This is a genomic window from Brachyspira aalborgi (assembly GCF_008016455.1).
Lineage (GTDB): Bacteria > Spirochaetota > Brachyspiria > Brachyspirales > Brachyspiraceae > Brachyspira > Brachyspira aalborgi.
Genome location: NZ_SAXU01000001.1, coordinates 2,464,037 through 2,486,925 on the forward strand (window position 1 = coordinate 2,464,037; position 22,889 = coordinate 2,486,925).

Annotated in this window: 22 protein-coding genes; 8 read left to right on the forward strand and 14 right to left on the reverse strand. The window is 25.6% G+C overall.

The features are described 5' to 3' along the window. Nucleotides 1–80: 80 nt before the first annotated feature. From EPJ79_RS11605 to EPJ79_RS11290, 4 genes are all read right to left on the reverse strand, one after another. Nucleotides 81–233, reverse strand: a complete 153-nt coding sequence (locus EPJ79_RS11605; RefSeq protein WP_158634373.1) for a hypothetical protein — start codon at nucleotides 231–233, stop codon at nucleotides 81–83. A 151-nt stretch (nucleotides 234–384) separates the two neighbouring features. Further along, entirely contained in the window at nucleotides 385–660 is a 276-nt protein-coding gene (locus tag EPJ79_RS11280; RefSeq protein WP_147739561.1) for a type II toxin-antitoxin system YafQ family toxin, read from the reverse strand. Beyond that, nucleotides 657–851 carry a hypothetical protein gene (locus tag EPJ79_RS11285; RefSeq protein WP_147739562.1) on the reverse strand — a complete coding sequence of 65 codons (195 nt, stop codon included), beginning with the start codon at nucleotides 849–851 and terminating at the stop codon, nucleotides 657–659. Before EPJ79_RS11285 ends, EPJ79_RS11280 begins: the two co-directional genes overlap by 4 nt. Nucleotides 852–1,001: 150 nt before the next feature. Continuing rightward, a complete protein-coding gene (locus EPJ79_RS11290; RefSeq protein ID WP_021958103.1) occupies nucleotides 1,002–1,607 on the reverse strand; it encodes a response regulator in 606 nt (201 codons plus the stop codon). Between the two features lie 193 nt (nucleotides 1,608–1,800). Between EPJ79_RS11290 and EPJ79_RS11295 the strand changes: the two genes are divergently transcribed. The 3 genes from EPJ79_RS11295 to EPJ79_RS11305 all read left to right on the forward strand — a co-directional run bounded on the left by EPJ79_RS11295 (nucleotide 1,801) and on the right by EPJ79_RS11305 (nucleotide 4,738). Then, the gene (locus EPJ79_RS11295) at nucleotides 1,801–2,409 is read left to right on the forward strand and encodes a LemA family protein (protein ID WP_147527942.1); all 609 of its coding nucleotides are present in this window, start codon (nucleotides 1,801–1,803) and stop codon (nucleotides 2,407–2,409) included. An 87-nt stretch (nucleotides 2,410–2,496) separates the two neighbouring features. Beyond that, nucleotides 2,497–4,017: a flagellar hook-length control protein FliK gene (locus EPJ79_RS11300; protein WP_147739563.1), complete on the forward strand. Its 1,521-nt coding sequence runs from the start codon at nucleotides 2,497–2,499 to the stop codon at nucleotides 4,015–4,017. A 10-nt stretch (nucleotides 4,018–4,027) separates the two neighbouring features. After that, nucleotides 4,028–4,738 (forward strand): flagellar hook assembly protein FlgD, encoded by a 711-nt coding sequence (locus EPJ79_RS11305; RefSeq protein WP_147739564.1) that lies wholly within the window; start codon nucleotides 4,028–4,030, stop codon nucleotides 4,736–4,738. Between the two features lie 194 nt (nucleotides 4,739–4,932). Here the strand turns inward: EPJ79_RS11305 and EPJ79_RS11310 are convergent, their stop codons facing one another. The 4 genes from EPJ79_RS11310 to EPJ79_RS11325 form a co-directional block, all read right to left on the reverse strand. Next, complete coding sequence (locus EPJ79_RS11310) at nucleotides 4,933–5,403, reverse strand: hypothetical protein (protein ID WP_147739565.1); 471 nt, start codon at nucleotides 5,401–5,403, stop codon at nucleotides 4,933–4,935. A 223-nt stretch (nucleotides 5,404–5,626) separates the two neighbouring features. Beyond that, the gene (locus EPJ79_RS11315; protein ID WP_147739566.1) at nucleotides 5,627–6,049 is read right to left on the reverse strand and encodes a F0F1 ATP synthase subunit delta/epsilon; all 423 of its coding nucleotides are present in this window, start codon (nucleotides 6,047–6,049) and stop codon (nucleotides 5,627–5,629) included. Nucleotides 6,050–6,064: 15 nt separating this feature from the next. Continuing rightward, nucleotides 6,065–6,370, reverse strand: coding sequence for a hypothetical protein (locus tag EPJ79_RS11320; protein ID WP_147529386.1), 306 nt, complete (start codon nucleotides 6,368–6,370; stop codon nucleotides 6,065–6,067). 9 nt (nucleotides 6,371–6,379) lie between these two features. After that, nucleotides 6,380–6,790 (reverse strand): acyl-CoA thioesterase, encoded by a 411-nt coding sequence (locus tag EPJ79_RS11325; RefSeq protein WP_147739567.1) that lies wholly within the window; start codon nucleotides 6,788–6,790, stop codon nucleotides 6,380–6,382. 163 nt (nucleotides 6,791–6,953) lie between these two features. Here EPJ79_RS11325 and nagE point away from each other — a divergent pair, with 163 nt between their 5' ends. After that, complete coding sequence (gene nagE / locus EPJ79_RS11330; protein WP_147739568.1) at nucleotides 6,954–8,414, forward strand: N-acetylglucosamine-specific PTS transporter subunit IIBC; 1,461 nt, start codon at nucleotides 6,954–6,956, stop codon at nucleotides 8,412–8,414. 111 nt (nucleotides 8,415–8,525) lie between these two features. Then, nucleotides 8,526–10,931, forward strand: a complete 2,406-nt coding sequence (locus tag EPJ79_RS11335; protein ID WP_147739569.1) for a DUF5682 family protein — start codon at nucleotides 8,526–8,528, stop codon at nucleotides 10,929–10,931. A gap of 312 nt (nucleotides 10,932–11,243) precedes the next feature. Here the strand turns inward: EPJ79_RS11335 and EPJ79_RS11340 are convergent, their stop codons facing one another. Beyond that, nucleotides 11,244–13,385 carry a peptidase U32 family protein gene (locus tag EPJ79_RS11340; protein WP_147739570.1) on the reverse strand — a complete coding sequence of 714 codons (2,142 nt, stop codon included), beginning with the start codon at nucleotides 13,383–13,385 and terminating at the stop codon, nucleotides 11,244–11,246. A 152-nt stretch (nucleotides 13,386–13,537) separates the two neighbouring features. Continuing rightward, nucleotides 13,538–17,128: a type IIG restriction enzyme/methyltransferase gene (locus tag EPJ79_RS11345; RefSeq protein WP_147739571.1), complete on the reverse strand. Its 3,591-nt coding sequence runs from the start codon at nucleotides 17,126–17,128 to the stop codon at nucleotides 13,538–13,540. A gap of 135 nt (nucleotides 17,129–17,263) precedes the next feature. Between EPJ79_RS11345 and rpmB the strand changes: the two genes are divergently transcribed. Both rpmB and ispH read left to right on the forward strand, forming a co-directional pair. After that, nucleotides 17,264–17,455, forward strand: coding sequence for a 50S ribosomal protein L28 (gene rpmB, locus EPJ79_RS11350; protein WP_021959037.1), 192 nt, complete (start codon nucleotides 17,264–17,266; stop codon nucleotides 17,453–17,455). Continuing rightward, nucleotides 17,455–19,194, forward strand: coding sequence for a 4-hydroxy-3-methylbut-2-enyl diphosphate reductase (ispH, locus tag EPJ79_RS11355; RefSeq protein WP_147739572.1), 1,740 nt, complete (start codon nucleotides 17,455–17,457; stop codon nucleotides 19,192–19,194). Before rpmB ends, ispH begins: the two co-directional genes overlap by 1 nt. A gap of 25 nt (nucleotides 19,195–19,219) precedes the next feature. On the opposite strand, the gene EPJ79_RS11360 is transcribed toward ispH, so the two are convergent. Both EPJ79_RS11360 and EPJ79_RS11365 read right to left on the reverse strand, forming a co-directional pair. After that, complete coding sequence (locus EPJ79_RS11360; RefSeq protein WP_147739573.1) at nucleotides 19,220–20,005, reverse strand: DUF4912 domain-containing protein; 786 nt, start codon at nucleotides 20,003–20,005, stop codon at nucleotides 19,220–19,222. 36 nt (nucleotides 20,006–20,041) lie between these two features. Next, nucleotides 20,042–20,227, reverse strand: a complete 186-nt coding sequence (locus EPJ79_RS11365) for a hypothetical protein (protein WP_147529528.1) — start codon at nucleotides 20,225–20,227, stop codon at nucleotides 20,042–20,044. Between the two features lie 213 nt (nucleotides 20,228–20,440). Between EPJ79_RS11365 and EPJ79_RS11370 the strand changes: the two genes are divergently transcribed. Further along, nucleotides 20,441–20,983, forward strand: a complete 543-nt coding sequence (locus tag EPJ79_RS11370; RefSeq protein WP_147739574.1) for a hypothetical protein — start codon at nucleotides 20,441–20,443, stop codon at nucleotides 20,981–20,983. Between the two features lie 6 nt (nucleotides 20,984–20,989). On the opposite strand, the gene EPJ79_RS11375 is transcribed toward EPJ79_RS11370, so the two are convergent. Together EPJ79_RS11375 and EPJ79_RS11610 are read right to left on the reverse strand one after the other, a co-directional pair. Further along, the gene (locus tag EPJ79_RS11375; RefSeq protein ID WP_208745276.1) at nucleotides 20,990–22,633 is read right to left on the reverse strand and encodes a radical SAM family protein; all 1,644 of its coding nucleotides are present in this window, start codon (nucleotides 22,631–22,633) and stop codon (nucleotides 20,990–20,992) included. Continuing rightward, nucleotides 22,606–22,746 (reverse strand): hypothetical protein, encoded by a 141-nt coding sequence (locus EPJ79_RS11610; RefSeq protein WP_158634374.1) that lies wholly within the window; start codon nucleotides 22,744–22,746, stop codon nucleotides 22,606–22,608. The genes EPJ79_RS11375 and EPJ79_RS11610 overlap by 28 nt, the downstream gene beginning before the upstream one ends. Between the last annotated feature and the right edge of the window lie 143 nt (nucleotides 22,747–22,889).

Consider the following 22,889-nt stretch of genomic DNA (forward strand, 5'->3'; position numbering starts at 1 on the left):
AATATAATATAAAGATTAAAATATATATTATAAGTCGTATATTGTGATTTAACAAATCTATAGTACCACTATCTTTATTTTTATCTCCAATATGCAAAACTAGGTTCTTCATCTTTTACATCATCTTTAGAAATACATCTATCTTTTGCTATTTCTTTTCTCTGTTCTTCTAAATCATATTTAAGCCAATCAATAAGCTCATTTAAATTATTATACATATCTAGTTGTTCCATAATATCATAATTCCTAAAATAATAATTTGCATAATTATAACAAAAATTTAATAAATTACGAGTAAACTAATAAAATAATTATTCAAAAAATAAAGAAACTTTCCATAAACTAAAAAACTACCAAATTAATCCATGTAGCTTTTATTACTTTCTATTTCTTAAAAAGCTCGCTATGTGAACCCAAATCGATGCAAGTTAAAATTAAAACATCCTCTTTCTTTTTATAAATCAAAAGTAAATCGGGTTTTATATGGCATTCTCTATAGTCTTTATAATTTCCTTTAAGTTTATGGTCATTATATTTTTGTTCCAAAACTTCGCCGTTTGATAATTTCTCTATTATTTCCAATACAAGATTTGCATTTTTGGAGGATAATTTTTTAAATTGCTTTTTAAATTTTTTAGAAGTCTCGATTTCGTATTTCATTTAAGCATTGCCTTTTTAAACTCTTTAAAATTCTTATATCTTTCAACTTCGCCATTTTCAACTTCTTTAATAGCTTCCAGAAGTCTATCGCTCGGCTCTTTTTGAATTGTTATTTTTGCGTCCGTGAGTTTGACTACATTTTTTATAGCTATGCACAAATTTTTATCAGCGTTTTCAATTACTAATATCATAATATCTCCTAATTTTTTATAATATTATTATATAATGAATTTAATAAAAAACAAATTATTAAAATATATTTTATAAATTAAAAAACTATAAAATCTAAACGAAGTTGTTTTTCGATTATACATGTAGGCTCGTCAATTATATATAATTATTTATATATCAATAAAAAATCTTAATAAATTTTTAATTCTCGCTTTAAGCTCGTTTTGTCCTACAGGTTTTTTTACATAATCGCATGCGCCTTTTTCCAAACCGCTAACTACATCATCTTCGTTATATTTTTTAGTTATGATTATTATAAGAGCGGTTCTTAATTTAATTTCTTTTTTTATTTCGTCTATGATATAAAAATAATCTTTGTCTTCGGAAAGATTTATATCCATTAAAATTATATCGGGAGAGATTTTTTTTAATTCTCTTAAAGGTTTAATTAAATTAGATACGCATTCTATATCGTAATCGCCTTTAAGCCATTCTATATAATTTTTTCTTGTAATAACCGTAGGCTCGATTATTGCAATTTTATATTTTGATGATTTTCTTTTTAATTTTATTCTTTTATCTCTTTTGTTTAACGCTAAAAAAATTTTTAAATCTATATATCTTATTCTATATCTTTTTCCAGGCGTTACATCCGCTTTAAGTCCATAATTTATAATCCAATAATTTATCGTAGTTCTAGATACTCCGACTACTTTCGCAGCTTCTATTGTCGATAAAAAATCTTCGTCTTCAAATATAATTTCTTCATTATTCATAATCAATGCCTTAATTGTAAAAAGATATTATATAATTTAAATTTTGTCAAATAAAAAGTTAAATACTTATAATTTTAGAATTATATTTTTATTTTATTATTTCTAAAAATTCCGAATTATTTTATATAAACATAATATTTTTTGTATAAACAATTTAAGAAAAATAAAATTTAATTAAAGAGGATTTGATTTAATGAAAGGTTCTGCCGTAGCTGTTATATTTATCGTTATTAATATAATAGCTGCAACTATATTTATGACTGTTATAACCGTTTCAATAAAAAAATCTATTATATCGGAAGAAGAACTTTCAAAAGCGTCATTAAATAAAATAATTGAAGTTTATTCAAATAAAAATATAGCTTCTATAAATTATTATAACGCTATTTCATTAATTCCAAGATTAGATATATATACTTTAAACTCTTTAAGCAATTATATAAGAAGAATAAATTTAATTCATGCGGACAATTCTTTAATAGAAAAACCGATTACTTTTCAGGAATTTCAATATATTCAAGCAAGAATACAAGAAAATATAAATAAAATTAATTATACGGCAAGAAATTATCCCGTTTTAAGAACAAACGAAGGATATATAAAAGCTTTATACTATATAAAACCTATAATAGAAGACGAAGCAAAGGCAATAGAAATATATAATAGTCATGTAAAAGAATATAATAAATTAACTTCAATGCCACCTTCAAGCATAATTGCGGGAATAATGGGGAAATTTCCATTTTTAACTTTTGAAACGGGAACAAATATAATATCTCAAACCGCTCGTATGTTTGAATAAAACAATATTTTTTTATAAAGTAAAATTATACGCTTCCGAATATTATTATAGTAATATATAAAATCTAATAAATAGGAAATTATAATTATGATAAACGGAGTTGGCAATTTAATATCTTTTTCAGATAGTAATATTTCTTCTAATAATCAATACGAATTAGAAAATTATAACGATAGTTCTTTTGCGGAAATGTTAAATAAACTTCAAAACGAAAATATTTATTCGGAAAGTTCCACAAATAAAAGCGTTGATAGAGAAGATTATAACGATTATAGCAAAGACGATTTCAAAAAATATTTAGAAAATATGGAAAACGATAAAGTTACAGAATCAAATAACGAATACGATAACAAAATAGACAATTCTAAAATTAACAACGATAAAGAAAATAATATTGATAAAAAAAATATTGAAAGTCAAAAGTCGGAAAAAAGTTTAGAAAATGAAAAAGTTGAAAATGTTGAAAATAATATTGAAAAAAAAGAAGAAAATAATTTTGATAAATTAGATAAAAATTCTACTATCGATAATAAAAAACTTGAAACTATTAAATCTATAAAAGAAAAAGCAAAAAATATTTTAGAAAATAATAATTTATTTATAAAAAATGCAAAGTCCGATAGTAAATCGGAAAATTTATCTTCCAAAATTTTAAATTTGTCTGAAGAAGAAAAAGAAAATCTTATTAAAGAAATTGATAATTTGAAAAAAGAAATAAAAAATTTAGAACTAAACGATAACGAAGAAGAAGATTTAAATATTATTTTTGAATCATTAGAAAATATAAAAAATATTATTTTTGAAAATTCAAAAGAAAAAAATTCGAATAATATAAAAGAAAGCAAAGAAATACAAATTAAAGATTTGCAAGAAAAGAGTTTAAAAGAATTAAAAGAAAATTTGAAAGAAAGCGAGATAAATAAAAATATTGAAAGCCAAGATAATTTTGAAATAACCGAAGATAATTTTATTTTAGAAAATGCAAATAAAAATAATAAAGAGTTAAGTAAAAACGAAAATAAAATTGATAATTTGAATTCTAATTTGAAAAATACGATTTCGGAAGATAAGGGAGCGGAAATTACAATTATAAATATGAAGGATTCGCCCGAAGGCGCAAATTTGAAAGGATTTAATCATTATAATAATGTTTCAAAAACTCAAAGCGGAAATAGTTTAACCGAGAATATGATAAAATTCCAAGATTTAATGGGAAAGCTTGTAGAAAAAGCTCAAGTTGCCTTAAATAATGGAAAGAGCGAAGTTTTAATGTCGCTTAACCCAGAATATTTGGGAAAAGTTAGATTAAAAATAAGTATGGAAGGCGATAATTTTGTAGGAAAAATATTCGTAGACAATGCCGAAATAAAAGATATATTTACTAAAAATTTGGATACGGTTATAACTTCTTTAAATGAAATCGGAATTAATATAGAAGGTTTCGATGTAATGTTAAGGCAAGATATGACAAACGGCGAGTTCTCAGAGTTTTCAGAATTTGCAGGCAATAACGATTTTGGAAATAACGGAGGAGATTTTGCCGAAGAAGTTGTAGCGGATATTCAAAATTATATTATTCCAGAAAGAAAATTAAATTTATTAATATAAGGAGAAAATTATGATATCAACAGAAGCTTTGAAAATGACAGATAGAGAGATAAGAATATTAAAAAACGAAGTTGGCGCTTTTAATTTGCAAAATAATTACGAAAGAGACCCAAGCAAAAATTCTTTGGGAAAAGACGATTTTTTGAAATTATTAACTGTTCAAATGAGCCATCAAGACCCATTGTCGCCTTTGGATAATAGAGATATGATAGCTCAACTTGCGCAATTTTCTTCTGTAGAACAAATGACGCAGGTTAATAAAAATTTGGAATCAATGAAAAACTTTTATTCGAGTCAAACGGGTTATTCTATGTTAGGCAAAAGCGTTGAAGTAATGGATGAAGCGGGAAATAGATTTTTGGGACCAGTTGAAATGGTTATGGAAAACGATTCGGGAGTCGCTTTAGCCGTGAGAACTTCAAACGGTTTGATAACTGTTAGACCTGAAGATGTTATGATAGTTCATTCAAGCGGGGGGCTTATAGCTTCAGAATCTGCGGCAACTCAAAGAATAATGGACGCTCAATCGGAAGATGAAGCTACAAAAATATTTCAATCTTCTTTAATTAAAAAAGCTCAAGTTATTTCAAGACCTTCGGCGGACGATGAAAGCTCATCCAACTCTGACGGAATTTCGACAATTTTACGCTCTACAGGTAACATTGAAAATCCTGAAGAAAAATTAAATAAAGATTTTGGAAATAAAACGGTTAGAAAATAATTTATATTATTTTTTTATAAAAGAACAAGAATTTTTAATCCTTTTCAAAAAAATAAATTATAAACAACCCGCGACTAACAAAACAAAATCATAAAAATAAACTCACTTAAATATTATCGCTTGTTAAAAAAAATACCCCGCCGTTAGGCGGGGGAAAATATAAAAAAATGTTTGTTAAATAACTTTAACGCTGTTTAATTAATTATTTTGAACAGAAGACTATTAACAACTTCGCCCTGTTCAAAAATTGCATATTTATCATCTAATTCATATTTACTTTTATCACTAGTATTAAATTTATATTTTAATCTAATCACATTTCCACTATGGCTTAAAACAAATTTATAGCCTTTTGCATATTTACTCTTATTAACGCCTACCGTCAATTTTGCTTTAACTTCGTCACCATACGATAATATTGCATATTTTGAATTTCCTTCTTTTTTAATCTCAAGAGTATATGCAAATTTTTCTCCATAATTTGATTTTAAATTTTTATTATGGCTTATTATTTCAAAATTGAATGCATAATTTAAGTAATTGCGAGCATTTAAAGAAATGCGAGACAATCGATTTTTTAATGCATCAAAGAACGATGAAAAAATTTTAAATGAATTTAAATTATAGTTGAGTTGAGTTGAGTTGAGTTGAGTTGCAGAATGCAACTATTATATTTTGTTTATTAATAATTCTACTTATCATACACCCTTAATTTAACAAACTTTTTAAAAAAGTCAAGCATTTTTTTATTTAAATTTGCTTTCCAATTAATTATTTATTATTATAATCAATAATTTTAAAAAGTCAAGTAATAAATTTATAGTTTTTTACTTTCTTTATATTAAAATATCTGATTTTATATCTATAATTTTTAATTTTATAATAATTTTATTTAGAAGCAATTTCTACTTGTTTTTTATATTTTTCAATTTCTTGTTTATTTCTTTTCGCTTCCTCTTCGTTAATCGCTTTTTGTTTATTAATTTTATCTATTTTTTCGTTTAACTCTTCAATATTAATATTATTTGGAAATAAAGCCTTTTCGGTAAGAACGCCGATAACATTTTGAGCGACTTCAACTATTCCGCCTTCGACATATAAATTAGTAAGTTGTCCATTTTCATTGTATATTTTAAGCTCTCCATAATTTACGCTCACTATATAAGGACAATGCTCCGAATATATAGAAATATAACCCGCATAAGAAGGAATTTCTATATGCTCTATTTTCATTGACCTTATAACGGGACCTTCTTTTGTTATAACCGAACAAGTTAACGCTTTTTTTGTTTTTATAGTATTTGAAGCCATTTCTAAACTCTCAAATTAAATTATATTCTTATATTTTAAGACAAAAATTAAAATTATTAAAGACAATAAAAATAATATAAAAAATAATAATGTAAATAAAAGCAAAACTCTAACTACTATTTTTAAAGAAACGATTTGATTATTAATATATTCAAATTGAGCTTTCATTTTATTATCTATTCTTTCAATTATCTCTCTTTCGTATTCGTCTATTTTTCTGTCTAATTTTTTTGATTTATTTTCAAATTTATTATTTCTAACTATATCGCCAATCATATTTGCCGAAGATAAAACCGTAAATAAAATATTTAACCATTTCATAAAAATTCCCTATTTTCCTTTTGCCATTATATCGTATAAATAACTTTCGGGGCGAATTATCTCTCCGTTTTTATTTATAAAAGGATGCAAAGTATAACCCGTAGTATATAATAAATTAGAATCTTCTTTATTTCTTATTTCGTATTTAAGCCTTAACGAAACATTTTTTAATTTGTCTATGCTCGTATGAACTACAATAATATCGTCATATTTTATAGATATTTTATAATCAATAAAAGCTTCTTTAACGGGCAGAAATAAACCGCATGCTTCCATATCCTTATAAGAAATTCCAAGCTCTCTTAATAATTCCGTTCTTCCTATTTCAAAATATCTTAAATAATTTGAATGATAAACCACGCCCATTTGGTCCGTATCGGCGTATATAACTCTTATTTCAGTTTGATTTATATGAGGCATAAAATTTTCTCCAAATAAAATTTTGTGCAAATTATATAATAAAAAATATTAAAAATAAAGATTTAATTTTTAGTCTGTTTATAATATCTCTTAAAAACTTGATTATAAAAAATAAAGATATATAATAATTATATAAAAAATTTTAAATGAACGGAGGATTGCAATGTTCAAATATTTACAAAAAATAGGAAATTCTTTAATGGTTCCCGTTGCGGTTTTGCCAGCTGCGGCTATACTTTTGGGAATAGGTTATTGGATTGACCCAAACGGTTGGGGAGCGGGAAGTCCGATTGCGGCTTTCTTAATTAAAGCTGGAGGCTCTATTATTGACAATATGCCGATTCTTTTCGCTATAGGAGTCGCATTCGGCATATCAAACGATAAAAATGGAGCTGCGGCTTTGGCTGGAATAGTCGGCTTTTTAGTCGTTACAACTTTACTCTCGCCAAATACAGTCGCTATGATTCAAAGTAAAGAATTATCCGAAGTTCCCGCTGGTTTTTCTAAAATCAACAATCAGTTTATAGGAATTCTCTGCGGATTAATCGCTGGAAGTTTATATAATAAATTCTGGAATGTAGAGCTTCCTAAATTTTTAGCTTTTTTCAGCGGTAGAAGATTCGTCCCAATAATTACTTCGGCGGTTATGTTATTCGTTTCTTTAATCTTAATGTTTATTTGGCCCATAGTTTATAACGGTTTGGTAAAATTTGGAGAGGCAATAATCGGATTAGGACCAATCGGAGCTGGAATATACGGATTCTTTAATAGGCTTTTAATTCCTGTCGGTTTGCATCATGCTCTCAATTCTGTATTCTGGTTTGATGTAGCGGGAATTAACGATATTCCAAATTTCTTGGGCGGAGCAAAATCTATAGAAGACGGACTTGCGACTGTAGGAGTTACGGGAATGTATCAAGCTGGATTTTTCCCGATGATGATGTTTGGGCTTTTAGGCGCTTGTCTTGCCTTCATAAAAAACGCTAAACCTGAAAATAGGGCAAAAATAACTTCTATAATGATAGCCGCTGGTTTTGCAAGTTTCTTCACGGGAGTTACAGAACCGATAGAATTTTCTTTTATGTTTGTAGCGCCCGCTCTTTATGTTATTCATGCTTTATTAACGGCAATATCTTTAATAATATCGGCTTCTATGCAGTGGATTGCAGGATTCGGATTTTCTGCAGGATTTATAGACTTGGTTTTATCTTCAAGAAATCCTTTGGCGATAAAATGGTATATGCTTATAATTCAAGGTTTGGTTTTCTTTGTTTTATATTATTTAATCTTTAATTTTGCCATTAAAAAATTTAACTTAAAAACTCCAGGAAGAGAAGACGCCGAAAACGAAGGTAACGAAAACGCTTTTACAAATAAAAATTCATCTTATTCAGATAAAGCTAAATTATTATTGCCTTTGCTTGGAGGCGCGGATAATATAGTCAATGTCGATAATTGCATTACAAGATTAAGATTAGAATTAAAAGATAATAGCGTTATTAACGAAGTTGAAATTAAAAAGAATTTTCCAGGCGTATTGAAACCAGGAAAAACTTCGGTTCAGGTAATTGTAGGAACGGATGTTCAATTATTGGCGGATGAGTTTAAAAAATTATTAAAATAAAAAATTTTAAGTAAATGCTAAACTAATATTTTTTTATTAAATAAACAGCGGCGACTTCGTAATATTCAAGTTGCCGTTGTTTTAATTATTCGTTTATATTATAAAGCAAAAATGCCAAATCAAAACAAAAATTTAAAAAATAATTTTGAAAATAGTTTTAATGAAATTATAAAAGAAAATATTATATTTTTTCCAATTCGTCATCATTCTCCCGCATGCTCTTTTCATTTAAAAAAAATAATTGAAAACTATAAACCCGAAACGATTCTTATTGAAGGACCGAGCGATTGCAATTTTTTAATGGAATATATGATTGAAGAAGACACAATTCCGCCATTTTGTATTTATTCAAGTTATATTGATAAAAATAAAGAAAAAGGCAGATGTTATTATCCTTTTTTAGATTATTCTCCCGAATTTGTAGCGATAAAAAAATCCTATGAATTAAAAATAAATTGTTCTTTTATAGATATGCCTTTTGGTTATATTATTGAAAATTCTGAAAATAATATAAATAAAAAATTAATTTCAATATACGATAAAGACAATAATAAATTTAATGTAAACGATTATACTTTAGAATTAACTAAAAAATCGGGAGTTAGAAGTTTTGCAGAACTTTGGGAGAGAGATTTTGAAATTAAAGGAATATTAAAAGAAAGCAGAGATTTTATTAAAAGCGTTTATGCTTTGGGATATTATATGCGTTTAATAGAAAACGAAGATATTGAAACTAAAAACCGCGAATATTTTATGGCAAAAAATATAAAAGACTCTCTTAATAAATTTAAAAAAATTTTAATTATAACGGGAAGTTTTCATGTAGACGGAATAATCGACAAATTAAAAAATTTTGAAAATATAGAAAAAGAATTTAACAAATTAAAAAAATATAATATTCAAAATTCTTCAAATTATTTAATTCCTTATTCTTTTGAAGAAGCGGACCAAAGAAAAGGATATATTGCAGGAATAGAATATCCCGCGTTTTATAATAATATTTGGAAAAAATTAAACGAAGATTCTATTGATAACGCGTATATTGAAACCGTCCAAAGTTTTATAATTAAAGCGGCGGGAATAAATAGAGATTATTATAATATAACAATTACAGATTGCATAAACGCTTATTATATGGCGATTAATCTTGCAAAATTGCGAGGAAAAAATAACGCTGGAGTTTACGAACTTATTGACGCCGTTAAAAGCGCTTTCGTTAAAGGCGATATAAGTTTAGAAAATACGGAAAATATAGAGCTTATGATAAAACTTCTTTCGGGAATTGCAAACGGAAAAGTTTCTTCAAAAAGCGTTTTGCCTCCCGTTATAATTGATTTTAGAAATCTTTGCAAAACTCATAGAATAAGAAGCGATAAAACCGAAACAACAGAATCGATTTTAGATATTATTAAAGATAAAAACCATTTTGAAAAAAGTAAATTCTTTCATAAAATGCGATTTTTAGATATTGGTTTTTGCAAACTAATAAAAGGTCCCGACTATATTAATAAAATTGATAAAAATCTTGCAAGAGAAATTTGGCAATATAAATATAAAAGTCAAGTCGAAGCTTTATTAATTGATAAATCGGTTTACGGAGTTAGCATAGAAGAGATTTGTTTTAATTTTATAAAAGATAAATTAAAAACGAGACTAAACGGAGAAGAAATTTCAAAACTCATTATAGAAGCAACGATTATGGGACTTTATAATTTTTTAATCGACAATTATAACGAAATTGAAAATATAATTTTAAGCGATAGCGATTTTATAAGTTTATGCGAATGTTTAAATAATTTAAGCTATTTGATAAATATGGAAATTGTAAACGAAAATATAAATAAAGAGAGAGAAAATATTTTTAAAAATTATGATATTATTTCAAAAATAGAATCGCTTTCAAAACTTGCATTTATTTTAGCCGCTCAAAATATGGAAACTTTAAAGAATTTAGACGAAGAGCGCGCTTTAAAATATTCCGTTTATATTAAAAATCTTTATATATTTATATTGGAAAATCCTAATTATTTTGAATGCAAAGAAATTTTTATTGAAAAAATAAATTCTATGTCAAAAAATACTTTTGGAAGTTCGCATATATATGCAGTTTGTCTTTCTATAAAATATAAATCTAATATAATCGACTTAAAAGAATTTGCTTCTTGCATATCGAATTTTTTAGAAGCTTCCGATACGAATTCAATCGCGTATTTCTTAAACGGAATATTTTTAATTGCAAGAGATATTCTTTTTATAAATAACGATTTGATAAAAGAGATTGACAAAGTTATTAAAAATATTGAAGAAAATAAATTTATAGAAATACTTCCTAATTTGAGATTTGCCTTTACGAATCTCACTCCAAGCGAAACTGAAACTTTATCTTCTATAATAGAAAAATTATACAAAACAAAAAAATTAAACGCTAAAAATATATCGGAAGAAGAAATTAAAAAAGCGAAAAGTATCGACAAAAAAATTGAAGAAGAAATGAATAAATACGAAATATTTAAATAAAATAATAAATAAAAAATCTATGCTTTTAAAATATTATAGGAAAACATTCAACGATTAAATTTCATAAAACTAAATATACAAAATAGATTTATAAGTTGAGTAATGATTTTTATTTTAAATAATTATATTTAAGTTTTCTTTATTAATCGGCTATATGGCAAATTAAATTTTTTACCGTTTAATATTGATTTACAAAATTTTCTGACATTTTTCTTAAACCATTTTTATTTTTTATTATACAATAATTTAGTATTAAATCATATATAGAAAAAATAAATTTATCAATATAAAAAATACGACTAAAATAATTATTCAAATAAAAATATCAATCTCTCCATTTTTATTATTTATATTTTCAAGAATAAAACTTATCTTATTATGCATTTTCACGCAATCAAATATAACAATATTATTTTTAGAATCGATTATATTTTTTTCTTTACATTTATCGCATCCTATTGCAATACTTTTTGGACAAAAAGCAAAATTCATGGCAGGTATAAATCCTCGCTTTATTGATATTGTATTTTTTAATTTTTTTCTAGCTTCAATCGAAGATATAACAGTCGAAACGCCAAGTTTATATAAAAAATCAACCGTCTTGTTATTTATAGTATTCATTCCAATTCCAGCCCAAATTATGCATTCGCCAAGTAAAGCCTCAATTTGTCCTAAATTATTGCAAATAACTATCATATCTTTTAAAACTATATTTTTTATTAATTCGATATCCTTATCAAAAGTTATATGCGGTAAAATTATTCCGTCAATTAAACCTTCATTAAAAAATTTTTTAATATTGGTATCGTATATTTTTGGAAATAAAATTATTTTGTCATAATCTTTAACTTTATGATTTATATCGCTTATTATTGCGACTTTTAGATTTGTATTTGGATATTCTATTTTTTCTTTAAATATATTTTTTATATTTTTATCATAATCTATTTTTCGATTTTGAATTAAAATTTTTTCAAGAGAGTTTATTATGCTTCTTCTTGCTTCATTTAAAACTTTTACGGGAATAAAAGGCTTTTCAAAATTTATAATAATATTTATATTTTCAAATTTGAAAACCGTTCCGCCCGTTTTTGATAACGCTTTTATAATATCGCTTTCTTTCGTTTCAGAATTTTTTGCTTCTTCGACTAAATAATCGCTTATATATTCTAAATTTAATTTTTCATTATAATTTGAATTAATTTTAAATTTTATTTTTTTATCGTAATCAATGATGCAATTTAAATTGAGCAAATGTTTAAAATTATCGCTTTCAATTATAATATTCGCTTCATCCATTTGAGATTTATCTGTCGTTCTATAAACTTTATCTCCGACATTAATATTTTTCAAAACTGCGCTAAAACTTAAATTACCTTTTCCGTTTTTAACTCTAATATTTTCTTTATATAAATCTGAAATTTGCATTCCAATTTTTCCGCTCTCTCCAAAAGAAAGTCCGTCATATACATTTAATTCTTTATCGGCTTTAATATAAATTTTATTTTTCTTATAATCCGTTATTTTTCCTATAAACTCTCCGTTATGATTAGGTTTATAATTTTCAAATATATCTTTTGAATTATAATAATAACCTTCGCTAAATCCGCCGCGATTAAAAATTTTTATTAAACTTTCTTTATATTTTTCAGTTTCAATATTTTTATTTTGTAATGCAAAATCTATAGCCTTTCTATAAATCGAAGTAGTTATTGCAACATACTCGCTTCTTTTAGCTCTTCCTTCTATCTTAAAAGAATTAATTCCCGATTCAATTAAATTTGGAATAATATCTATAGTCATTAAATCTTTTGCGCTTAAAGGATAATCGGTTTTCCCTCCGCTATATTCCATTCTGCAAGCTTGAGCGCATGCTCCTCTGTTTGCGCTTCTTCCTCCATGCAAATACGAATAGGCGCATTGCCCCGAAAAACTTACGCATAAAGCACCGTGAATAAAAGTTTCTAATTCTATATTTGTATTTTTTCTAATTTCTTTTATATTTTCAATGCTCGTTTCTCTTGCGAGAACAACTCTCTCGATTCCTAATTTTTCAAGCAGTTTAACGCTATAAGTATTATTGCATGACATTTGAGTGCTTGCATGCATTGGAATATTTAAATTATTTCTGACAATATCTATTATTCCCAAATCTTGAACGATAATTGCATCCGCTCCCATATTGTAAATATTTTTTATAAGCAAAATAGCTTTATCTATTTCGTCATTGTAAACCAAAGTATTAACTGTAATATAAACTTTTACATTTCTTAATTTTGCGAATTTAATTGCATTTTCTATCGCTTTGTCGTCAAAGTTTTCTGCAGCATATTCTCTCGCGTTAAAACTTTTTGCTCCAAAATAAACTCCATTAGCTCCAGAATTAACCGCCGCTTTTAATCCTATTTCATTTCCCACAGGCGAAAGCAATTCTATTTTTTTAATTTTATTCATTTAATAATGATAACATATAAATAAACGAGTTCAAGATATAAAAAAGAAGCAAATCTAAAGCCTGACTTATACTAAAACATTAACAATAGGAAATTGCAGTTTGTTTATTCGATATATTCTTTATCAAATTTAAAAATATAGTCTTTTTATTATCAATTTCTATTTGACTTTTCAATAATTTTAATTTCAGCCTTTGACAAACCGTATAATTCATAAACCAAATTATTAATTTCAATTTCTAATTTAGAGGTATTCGCATTAAAATTATTTTCTTTCGATTTTATTATCCTATGGACTAATCTAATAATTCTATCGACTATTTTTTTATTTTTAGAATTTATTTTAGGAATTGGCAATTGTTTTAAATACGGTATATCATATCTTACATAACCGCATGCCAAATGAGTTGCTCCAAAATAATATTTATACCAAAAATCGGCTAACTTTGAATTTAATATTCCAAGAATATAATATGGATTTTCTTTTAAATCTACAATTAAAGTCGATTTGCCCATATAAAATTTATTTTTATCAAAACTTGCTTGAATATTTTTCGTCATTCTTGCAATAACTATTTTAGGCTTTTTAAAATCTTTTTGTATGTTTTGAGAATAAATTTCAGTCAGTATATACTCTTTTTGCCAAACAATGCAATATCTTTTTATATCGGCTGTTTGTATTATAGGATTATATTCTTTACGCTTTGATTTATTTAACTTTTTAAAATCGCTTAATAAAATTTTCTTTTTACCATAACCGCTTTGAGAAGTTCCCCATTTTAAAAGCCCAATTTCTCCTAATTTTCTACAGCCTACTTTTTGAAAATTTATTTTATGTTTTGATATATTAATTGATAATTGTTCGTTTTTAGAATAAGTTTCTATATTATGACTATGTTTAAAATTATCATTTTTCCATAATACTATTTTTATAGAACCTTGTTTTTTATTTTTTTTAAATTCGTATATAGTCGGATATGTAGAAGCGGAAGCAAAAACTTTAATATAAGAACAATCGACTATATAATTAATGCATCCTTTTTCTAATAATAATTTTCTTGTTCCGTAAGTAAAATCGGATTGCAACATCGCTATAGGATTAATAAATGTTAATATTCCGTTGTTATTTGCAACCTCAATTCCTTTTTCTATAAAATAGCAAAAAATATTGGGACGATTAGAATTTTCATTTACCGCATAATTTTTTGTTTTATTAATCGTATTTTTGTCTATCTCTCTATAATCAATATAAGGCGGATTTCCTATAACCAAATCAAATCCTATAAAATCTCCGTTTTCGTTTAATACTTCAGGAAATTCAAGTCGCCATTCAAAAGCGTTTTTATATTCTTTACCGCTTAAAACCGAATCCAATTTTTTTCTTAATATCTGTATTCTGCCATAAGATTCAAAAGCTTCCTCTTTTTCGTTTTCGTTTAATTCTTCGATTTCTAATAAATTTTTTGTATAGGTTAATCCGCTCAATAAATTTTTATCATCGATTAAATACATTCCGTATTTGTCTATATGCGCTTGAATTTCTTTTTCAAGACTGTTTATAGTTTTCGGAGCTTTCAAATTAAGAGTTAAATTTTCTTTTATTTCGTTAATTTTTATTTCAATCTCTCTTTTAGAATGTTTTGAATTTTCGCCGTCCGCATTTTTATATTTACCAACAAGGCATTTATAATCTTTAATTAATTTGTCTATCTTTGGAATATTCTTTAAAGAATCTTTCAAATCGAATCTTGAAATTATAGAATTTCCGCATTTAATATTTATATCGATATTAGGCAAAGTTTCTAAATATTTATTTTCTATATCTCTGTAATAACTATATTTTAATAATTCTATCCAAAGGCGAAGTTTTGTAATATCGCAAGAATTAGGATTAATATCGACTCCGAATAAATTATTTTCTATAATTTCTTTTTTAGCGAAAAATATTGTCCGCTGTATTTTATGCGAATCCGTATTTTCATGTTTTGGACGCTTATAATTATGAATATTATTTTCAGAATCTCTTATAACTATTTCATCGTTTTTAAGTTCTAATTTAATATCTTTTAATTTTCTGCCGTCTTCGTCTATAAGCAAACCTAAATTATATTTTATTAATAATAATTCGTTTAATGCGGAAACTAAAAAATGTCCGCTTCCAACCGCAGGGTCGCATATTCTAATTTCATTAAAAATTTTAATCGCTTTATTAAAACTCTCTTTATTCGTAATAAATCTGTCAAGCGAAATTTGAATATCGTCTATAGTTTTGCATTCCCAACTTAAAGAATTATTAAATTTTTCAATAACTATTTTCTCCAAACTTTGATTGCACATATAATTAGTAATAAAACTTGGAGTATAAAAACTTCCGTCTTTATAACCGTTTAATTTTTCAAAAACAAGCCCTAAAACCGCAGAGTTAATAAGTTTATCGTAATTTGTTTTAATATTATTTTGTAAATCTTGCGAAGTCGTTGTAAAATCATAAGCATGCAAAAATGCAAATAAATATTCAAGAAGCGGAATCTCTTCCGATTTATTATTTTTCAAATATTTATTATTAAAATTTTTATCTCTTTTCAAAATCGAATGTTGATAAATTTTTAAATTATTTGATTGCAAAAATTGAATTTCTTTTCCCTCTCTTTCCAATTCCTTTTTCTCAAAAAGACTCGAATTAAGATAAGGAATTATTTCAAATTTTTTAGATATATTTTCTCTTTCGTTTTCTTTCTTTGCCAAAACTTCAAAAAATAAAATATTTAAATTATTAAAGTCGGGCAAATATTCCAAATCTAAAAACGGGGCTTCAATATGCTCAAAACTTAAAAGCATTGATTCTAAAAGCCTTAAAAATAAAATTCTATTATTCCAAGTTATTAGCAAAGAAAAAATTTCTTCAAAATTATTATCTTTATCAAGTTTGAAAGTTTTTGAAATAGAATCGTAAAAAGTATTTTTAATATCGCTATATTCAATTTTTCCGTTTTCTTTGTTTTCTTTAAGTCCCAAAATATATAAAAGTTCGTTATAAAATTCAACATTAAGAGTATTTGCGTCAATATATGTATTCCGCTTTAATAAAACTTGAGGAGAGAGCAAACTATATAATAAACCTAATTTGTCAAATTCATTATTCAAAATATTTTTAAAATTAATACATAAATAATAAATTTCATTTTCAATTTTTGGAAGAATATTTTTAACTTCTTCGTAAAATTTTGTAGTGCTACTATCCGTTCCTCCGTTTTCTTCGCAATTCTTAAACGCTTTAATAATATCTTTATTTTTAGAAAAATTATTCAAATAAGTTTTAGAATCTATAATATAAAAAACTTCCGCAGTAGCTAAAATTATAAAAGTTATATTATTATTTCCCGTTTTTATCTCTCTTAAAAAATATAAAATCGATTCGTAAAAAGCTTTGGATTCTAAATTGTTGGAATTCTCTTTTACAAACTCCGATTTATTAATAACGCTTTTAGCTTCAAAAATTACTCTAACTTGATTATCTTCGTAAATTGCCAAATCTATTTTATTTTTAACATTGCAATCATATTCAAAAACTTTATTTAGAAATTTGCCGATTTCATTTTTCTGATATTCTTCCGAATTATCTTTATTTGTATTTTCTAATAATTTTTTTAATTCTTTTGAAAAATTTAAAATAATTTGTTCGTTCGGCATTGAAATCTGAAAATTAGATAAAAATTTATTAAGCGAAATTTCTTTATACTTCATTTTAACTCCCAAATTTTATATATACATTTTATAAAAATTCTTATATTATGCAATATTATTAATATTGACTATTATAAGTTTTTAATATATATTTAATAAATTATTAAAATTATTTTATAAATTACGGAGGAAATTATGGCAAGAGTATGCGAAATATGCGGAAAAGGAAAACAAAACGGAAATAGCGTAAGCCATTCTAATATAAAAACCAAACGCTCTTTTAATGCCAATTTGCAAAATATAAGAATAGAAGTTAATGGAACGGTAAGAAAAGCTTTAGTATGCGCGAAATGTATAAAGGGAAATAAAATAGTAAAAGCCAAATAATGAATATCGATATAGGCAAATTTGCAGGTTTTTGCGATGGCGTAAAATATGCGGTTGAAAATACTTTCTCTCAAGCGGCTAAAAGCGAAGATAAAATATTTGTCGATGGACATTTAATACATAATCCTCAAACTTTGGATATGCTTGAAAATAACGGAGTTCATACTTACGAAGATAAAGAGGATATGTCTATATTAGACGGAAAAACCGTTATAATAAGAGCGCATGGAGTATCGCCAAGCAGAAGAGAAGCGCTTTCAAAACATGCAAAAAAATTAGTTAATCTCACTTGCAAATATGTTGCAAAAACTCAAGGTTTGGTAAAAAAATATAGTTTATTAGGCTATAGAATAATCGTTATTGGAAATCCTAACCATCCTGAAATTATAGGAGTATGCGGATTTGCTGACGATGTTTTTGTGATTTATAAAGACGCCGATTTAAATAATATTCCTAATAACGAAAAAAAAACTTTAATAGTAGCACAAACAACATTACAAAAAGATATTTTTTATAACTTCGTTTCAAAAATAAAAGAAAAATATAAAACATCCGAAATTATAATTAAAGATACTATTTGCGAAGCTACCGAACAGAGACAAAATGAAATATTGGATATCGCTAAAAGAAACGATGTAGTTTTGGTTATTGGCGGTTCTGAAAGCAGTAATACAAAAAATTTATATAAAATCGCTTCGGAAATAAAACCTTCTTTTTATGTAGAATATAAAGAAGATTTAGATAATTTAGATTTATCAAGTTATAAAAACATTGGAATAATGGCAGGCGCTTCGACTCCCGATTGGCTTATAGAAGAAGTCGCTCAAACTATTAAAGATAAATATGCAAGCAATGTATCAAAATTTTTTTCAAAGATATTCGATTTTCTAAATTACGGATATATATTTTTTTCGATTGGCGCGTTTTTAATGTCTTATGCGATTTACGATATTTTATCTCAAACATTTCAATATCAAATAGGAATTATAACCGCTTCTTATTATTTATATACGAGTTTAAGCAACGGTTATAGCAATTATGCAATTCGTATAAGCGATAAAAAAAGATTTGCTTTTTACAATAAATATAAATTATTTTTTATGTTTATTATTTTTATAAGTTGCGCGAGTATGTTTTATTTTTCTTATAAAATGAGCGTTGGAATTTTAATGCTTACGATATTGTCAAGTTTGCTCGGAATGGGATATAATATGAGTTTTAAAAATAAATCAAAATTCGATAATTCTTTATTCTTTAAACTATTTAAAAAACTTATTCCATTTAAAGCGATAGTAATATCCGTTGCCGTTACGATACTTTTAAACGGTTCTATATTTATTCTTAACAGAAATATAATTAAAGAAAAATTTTTTGCCTATTTATTTTCCGCAAGCATAGTTTTTATTTTTATGTTTATAAGACAAGCTTTAATAGAAATAAAATTTTCTCAAAGCGATAAAATAGCGGGAGCGGTGACTTTAACAGCGTATATCGAGCCTAAAAAATTAGCCATTTTGACGGGAATTTTGCCGATTGTTCCTATATTATTTATGTTTATTGGAATAATCATGCATCAATTTTCGCTTTCAAATAATATAAAATATCTTATTCCGATTGTTTATTCAAGCATAGTTTCTTTTATAGCAATGAGAAGAAATGCAATAACGATAAGCAGACATTTATTTTCTTTTTTAATCGATTCGCCATTATATATATTATTTTTAACGGCATTAATTTAATTTAACGCCGCTAAAATAATATAATTTAATCTTTTCTCCTAAATAGAGATGAAGACGAACCTGCCAAATGATGTCTTTTCAAGTCAATAAGTTCGAATATTGTAGCGGAAGATAGAGACTCTCTTAAAGCCTTCGGAGATTTCAATAATCTTATTATCTCTTCGTTTACCATCCACTCTTCATCGTATATATTGCTTATAGAATCTCTTGGAGCGTATATCATATTGCTTCTGGCTAATACTATAAATCTGTTATTTTCGTCATAATAACCTAATTCGCCTATAAAATAAGCATGGGGCATAGCCAAATTAATATATCTGTCTCCATAAATAGCATTAACATCCAACTCTCTATGGATTTCGCCGTTAGTAATATCATAACCAAATACATGAAATATTCTAACGGATATTCTACGACTATTCAAAGAATGATAAGAGATGTCGTAATCCGAAATATCCCAATAAAAGAAACACCATTCCGGATCACGCATCATTAAAGTTAATCTCGTTTCATTATATCTATTCGGCAATTCTCTAACTATATCGACTTCATCGGGAATATATTTGTGTTGAATCTCTATAATCTCTTCATACTCTTTAGAAGATGGTTTTTTAATGGCGGCTTTTTTAATAGCCGTTTTTTTAACGGGAGTAATTTTTTTAACGCTCGCTTTTTTCGGCGCTACCGCCTTTACAATTTTGGTAGTTGTCGTTTTTTTGGCGGTATCTTTTTCAGAAACCGTTTTTTTTACGACACTTTTTTTAATAACCGTCTCTTTTTTCGGAGCCGTTTTTTTACCTGTTGTAGACATAAATCTTCTCCATTACTTAATTTTTATAGCTTACTTTTAATTTGTGGTTTTTTTAGTCGTTGTTTTTTTAGCCGTTGTCTTTTTTACCGTAGTTTTTTTAGCTGTTGTCTTTTTAGCGGCAGTTTTTTTTGCTGCAGGTTTTTTAGCTGTTGTCTTTTTAGCGGCAGGTTTCTTGGCTGCAGTTTTTTTAGTTGTAGTTTTTTTAGTAGTTGTTGTAGACATAATCTTCTCCATATGTTTAATTTTTATTCTATAATTATAATTATAAATACATTTTTGTCAATAACTAATATTAAAATTTTTTTAATTTTTTTATCTTTAATTTTATTCAAATTTTATTACGATAATAAAAACACAAGGTTTTGATTTGTATAAATTAATTTGAATTTAATTATTTTATTTATTATTTTTTTGTTTATGATTTACGGAGGCAAAATGAAAAAAAATTTAATTATTTTATTTTTTAATTCGATTTTATTTTTTAATTTATTATATTCTCAAGAAAGTTTAAATATTCCTGTAGCGCCAAGCGATGACCAACAATTAGATAACGCCGTAGGTTTTTCAAGAACTTTAAACTCTTTTAATAAAAGCGCAAACTCTTATGCAAAATTAAAAGCGTATATTAATCTTTTAGATTCAAAAGGAATGAAAGCCTTAAAAAAACATCCTTCATATTCAAGACTTGGAGATATTTATATGTATGGAGCTATGTATCTTGAAAAAGAATATAAAGAAAATAAAATAATAGAATTATATAAAAAGGCTTTGGAATTAAGAGCAGAACCTAATTCAAATTATTCGCTTGCAATAATCTATAAAAACAGATACGACATAGCGGTTAAAAAGAAAGACGCCGTTAAAGAAGTGGAATACGGAAAAATGGTTTACGAATATTTAAATAAGTATGTTATTCTATCGGGAAACAAAAGCGCAAAATATAAGAAAATACTTAATTATTTTAGTTCTTATAAATAATAATTTTTAAGACCAAAAATGATTAGACTCTTTTAACTTATGAGAAAATATCTCTTTAATATAAGGATTAAGCCATTCACTGCCATCTTCTAAAACTCTATTTCTCATATACGAATAATAAGGAGTTTCTAACGATGGAATATCGCCAAGAGTTAAGAAAGAGTGAGCGTTATAACAATGAGGCTCTAAACAATTTTTACCAATAGCTTTGTAATTAATAGGTTTATTAATATCTTCAAATATATTTTGATAATAGTTAGAAGTATAACATTGTCTAGTTTCGCCGCTGCCTATATTCACATATAAAGACCATTTTCCCGCATAACAATATTTAGTCATTTTTTTGCCAAAAATATCTATTTTAAAATTAAATAAATTTGAATTAAATACTTCCCAAGTTTTTTTATACTCTTCTCTGGATAATTTAGTTAATATAGGTATTCCTTTTTTATTATCCGCTCTAGCTATAGTAACATGGGGAATATCGCCAACATTATTTTTGACTATATTTTTTATGTCGTCTATATTTTCTATAATATCGTCATAAGGAGTCAATTCTACAGTAATAGAACATCCCGCATCTCTCATTTTTCTCACATTATTAAAATAGTCTTCCATTTTATTTATTCTTATTAATTCTTTATAATGAAAAGAAAATTTAAAAGCCAAGCGATAAAGCAAATTCTTTGGAAATTTAGAAATCTCTTCAAATCTTTTGTTTATAGTTCCGTTCGTCACCACAAATATATAATGTCCTTCTTCAAGCAATTCTTTTAAAAGCTCTATAATATACGGAGGAAGCAAAGTCTCTCCACCGCCACACATATTAAGTAGACAAGTTCCGCCCAAACGCTCTTTAGATAAAGCTTTTCTAACATATTGAGCGGAATATTTAAATTCTGGCAAAGCGTCATTCCATCTATTATTTTGAGTTATATAACAATAAGGACATCTAAAATTGCATGTTGTAATCGGTATATAACAATCTATAAACTTTTTTATTTTATCAAGTTTTATATCTTTAAATTCATCCTCTACAAAATTAATAAAATCGGGTTTATGAGTTTCTTTAGAATATTCGTATATATCGATTATTTTATCTCTTATATTTTTATCATTCAAATATTGCTCATGCGTAAACATTATTAAACTATTATCTCTATCGATTGTTTTTAAGGTTTCATTTATATTTTCAATTTTCTCGATTCTTAAATTAGTTTTAATAAAAAATATTTCGTTTTTAATATCTTTGTAAATATTATGTTTATTAAGAAAAATATTTTCATTCTTTTTTAGATAATAATTATCTCTATCGTCATCCGCTGTGAAAAGTCCTTTTATTCCAAATTTTTTTATCTTAAGTATATTTTCTAAATTACCTGAAAAATAATGAAGCCTAACAAAATTATCAATAATATTTAAGCTGCCTGCAAATCTTTTAACATATTTAATAAATAATTTATAATCTTTTTTAATATTTTCTTTGTCGTTATATCTGCTGTTTTCATTAAAACCATGAAATCCGATTTTTAACCAATTAGAATTATTTATAAATTCTTTTTTAAATTTATCGGTTGTGTTTTTTATATTAAATTCTTTATATTCCACAAACGAATATAAACTTATTTTCGCATCATATTTATCATGCAATTCTTTGAAAAAAGAAAATAATCGCTTTCAAATAAAGAATTATAATTATTAATCGTTATATCTCTAAATATTTCTATGCAATCGTCTATACTAAAATGTATTATTTTATTCATTTATAATTTCCTTAATTAAACTTTAATAAAATTTTTTATAATTTCCCTCATTTTGTTATCAAATATAATTTCATTTTTATTAAAATTTTTAGATAAATATTTATCTATAATTAATTTTATAGAATTTATATCGTCTTTTTCTT